Here is a 2,981-nt window from a genome sequence, read left to right as displayed (position 1 = left end):
TCAAGGTTACGGATGGTAACGTGGGGAGTACTCATGCTGATTGGTCTGCAAAAAGCAGTAATAAATTCAGAACTTCAGAATACTGTCAAGTCCCGAAAAAAGAAAAATCAGGTGCGGAATGACGGATGAAAACGTCCCGGGTGCCGTGTTCCGTGAAGGCATTCTGCCGCGCTCTTCGGACACTGGCGTTCACGCCGTGGATGACATGGTGATTCAGGCCAGTGGCCCTGGCGGTGAAAAAATTCGCGGGTATATGGAAAATACCGAGTTGTTCCGCGTGATTGTTGATGAGCTGGCGCTGAAACCACAAACCGCCAAGTAATGCGCTGTAATGAATAGCCTTACGTTACGTCCGGCGGGGGAGACCCCGCCGTTATTCTTCTCGGCGTTGTGGCGCATGGTCGGCGTCTGCGTGTTGATGCTTAGCCTGATCGGTACCGCGCATGCCGCATTGCCCATACTCTCTTTCGATAAACTTTATGCCTCGTATGGTGTACTGGGGTTGGAATTTTCCGATGAGGTTAAAAAACTCTCGGGAAAACGCGTCAAAATGCGCGGCTTTATGGCACCACCGCTCAAGGCTGAATCCCAATTCTTTGTGTTAACCAAAATGCCGATGGCACTCTGCCCGTTCTGCTCTTCCGACGCCGACTGGCCGGAGGATATCGTGGTGGTCTACCTGTCAAAACGGCAAACCTTTGTACAAAACAACACCATTATCGATGTGGAAGGCGTGCTGGAGTTTGGCTCCTGGACGGACCCGGAAACCGGGTTTGTCAGCCTGTTACGCCTGCGCGATGCCCGCTTTGATACGCCTTAGGAGCCGCTGTGGCTGATTTGCATATTGAAAATTTAACGGTCTCTTTTCCTGATATGCCCAGTGCCGTGCTGGACATTGCACAATTGCAGATTGCGGCGGGCAGTTGCGTGGCGGTAATGGGGCCGTCAGGATAGGGGAAAACCACGTTAGTCAATGCTATTACCGGCATGGAGTGTGAAGGCACTGGCAGTGTGCGTTGGGGCGAGCAGGATATCCGCCAATTGTCAGAAGCCGAATGCGATCGCTGGCGTGCTCGTCATGTTGGTCTGATTATGCAAGATTTTCATTTGTTTCCCGGCCTTGATGCGCTGGAGAACGTGCTGCTGCCAGCACGTTTTCACCATTGGCGTCTGCCTGCTTCATTGAAGGCGCGGGGGAAAATGTTGCTGGATCGCGTCGGTGTGAACACCGGTAATCGACCGATTGAAGTGCTGTCGCGCGGTGAGAAACAGCGTGTGGCCGTAGCGCGCGCTCTCTTGGCAACTCCGGAAATTATCGTTGCCGATGAGCCTACGGCCAGTCTGGATGCACACAACGGTGAGCAGATCGCCGATCTCCTTGTCACGTTGGCCCGGGAACAGCGCAGTACGCTGATTGCCATTGCGCACGACAAACGGCTGGCCGCGTTGATGTCGCGCTGTATTCAGTTGGAAAAAGGACAGCAAGTGGCGGATGACTCTCAGGAGGTACAGGGATGATCCCATGGCGTTTGATTATCGCAGACTGGCGCCGACTGTGGCCGGGCGTGGTAGTGGTGGTGATACTGATTGCGTTGGCGACCGCGCTGAGTATTTCTGTGAGTTTACAGGAGCGTGCTCTGCGCATGGGCAGCGCCAAGGCGGCGGACCGTTTCGATCTGGTTATCGGTGCACCGGGGAGCGAAACGCAACTGGTGCTCTCGTCAGTCTTTCTCCAGCCTTCTGCATTGACACTAATTCCGGCGCAGGTGCTGGATGAGGTACAGAAAAACCCGCTGGTGGCCTGGGCGGCACCGGTAGCGTTTGGTGATTTCTATCAAGGCATGCCGATCGTGGGGACTAACGCGGCATTGGTGACGGATGGTGGGAAACGCCCATTGCTAGCCGGTCGGGTGTTTAACGATGGATTTGAAGCCGTAGTGGGCGCAGGGACCGGACTGTCGATTGGCAGCACCTTTAGCCCGGTGCACGGCCAGGTCGGGGAAGAGGGGGCCCATGCCCATGCGGAAGTGCGCTATACCGTGGTCGGCGTGCTGCCCGCCGACGGCAGCGCCTGGGATAAAGCCATTCTGGTGCCGGTCAATGCGGTGTGGCGTGTGCACGGCATCCATGCACCCGGCGACCATGGCGATGAGCACGAGCATCATGATCATGATGATGGGCATGAGCACGCCGAGGGCGATGCACATGAACACCATGATGACAGTGAAGCGCATCACCATGAGGCGGGTGTTCCTGCTATCGTAGTAAAACCCTTAAGTATTGCAGGCGCTTACCAACTGCGCTCACTCTATCGCAGCACGGCGACGCAGGCGGTATTCCCGGGAGAGGTGCTGGTGAAGCTCTATTCCATCCTCGGTGATATTCGTGCGTTGTTGATGTATATCGCGATGGGTACGCAAGGGTTGGTGGGAATGGCGGTGGCGCTGGTGGCGGTGATGCATTTACGCCAACGCCAGAAGCAAATCGGTGCATTGCGTGCTTTCGGCGCGCAGCGTACCGGTATTTTCCTGTTGATCTGGAGCGGATTGATGTCACTGGTGTTTGCCGGTGTGGCGATCGGTGTGGGGCTGGGCTACGCCGCTGCTCAGGCAGTGGCGATTGTCATGAGTGAAAAGAGTGGCTTTGTCTTGCCGATTACGTTGGGCGAAGACGATCTGTGGTTCGTGCTGCTACTGCTGGCCGTGGCTGCCGTGGTGCTGACGCTTCCTGCCGTGCTCTCCTATCGACAGTCTCCTGCGGAGGCATTGCGCGGGGAATAATGGATATATACCCTAAATAATTCGAGTTGCAGGAAGGCGGCAAGCGAATGACAAATCTGTCTGGAACAGATTTGAACCCGTCATTCCGCACCTACTTTAAGAATAAATTCGACGGTATCGCTCGCCGAGAACATCAACGATGGTCTTGTGAACAGAATTGAGGTTGGATACTTGTGGTGGTCTGTCACCAATACTGAACTC

The 2,981-nt window shown here is 55.4% G+C and carries 4 protein-coding genes and 1 pseudogene; all 5 read left to right on the top strand.

Going from position 1 to position 2,981, the window contains the following annotated elements:
- Positions 1–118: 118 nt before the first annotated feature.
- The 5 genes and pseudogenes from ACTBDZ_RS16610 (at position 119) to ACTBDZ_RS16590 (ending at position 2,780) form a co-directional block, all read left to right on the top strand.
- Positions 119–322 carry a hypothetical protein gene (locus ACTBDZ_RS16610; protein ID WP_438816117.1) on the top strand — a complete coding sequence of 68 codons (204 nt, stop codon included), beginning with the start codon at positions 119–121 and terminating at the stop codon, positions 320–322.
- Positions 323–331: 9 nt separating this feature from the next.
- Complete coding sequence (locus tag ACTBDZ_RS16605) at positions 332–820, top strand: hypothetical protein (RefSeq protein WP_438816116.1); 489 nt, start codon at positions 332–334, stop codon at positions 818–820.
- Positions 821–828: 8 nt separating this feature from the next.
- Positions 829–954, top strand: a complete 126-nt coding sequence (locus tag ACTBDZ_RS16600) for a hypothetical protein (protein ID WP_438816115.1) — start codon at positions 829–831, stop codon at positions 952–954.
- Between the two features lie 12 nt (positions 955–966).
- Positions 967–1,518, top strand: a pseudogene (locus ACTBDZ_RS16595) (ABC transporter ATP-binding protein); the annotation flags it as partial.
- Positions 1,515–2,780, top strand: coding sequence for an FtsX-like permease family protein (locus ACTBDZ_RS16590; protein ID WP_438816114.1), 1,266 nt, complete (start codon positions 1,515–1,517; stop codon positions 2,778–2,780). The pseudogene ACTBDZ_RS16595 and the gene ACTBDZ_RS16590, both read left to right, overlap by 4 nt.
- The last annotated feature ends 201 nt before the right edge of the window (positions 2,781–2,981 follow it).

This window comes from Symbiopectobacterium sp. (assembly GCF_051710365.1).
Lineage (GTDB): Bacteria > Pseudomonadota > Gammaproteobacteria > Enterobacterales > Enterobacteriaceae > Symbiopectobacterium.
The sequence above is the reverse complement of the archived record's forward strand: the minus strand, read 5'-3'. Positions and strand labels throughout refer to the sequence as shown.

Bases quoted from the DNA above. Each gene is read 5' to 3' on its own strand.
- ACTBDZ_RS16605 (WP_438816116.1), top strand. From the start codon at position 332: ATGAATAGCCTTACGTTACGTCCGGCGGGGGAGACCCCGCCGTTATTC.
- ACTBDZ_RS16610 (WP_438816117.1), top strand. From the start codon at position 119: ATGACGGATGAAAACGTCCCGGGTGCCGTGTTCCGTGAAGGCATTCTG.
- ACTBDZ_RS16590 (WP_438816114.1), top strand. From the start codon at position 1,515: ATGATCCCATGGCGTTTGATTATCGCAGACTGGCGCCGACTGTGGCCG.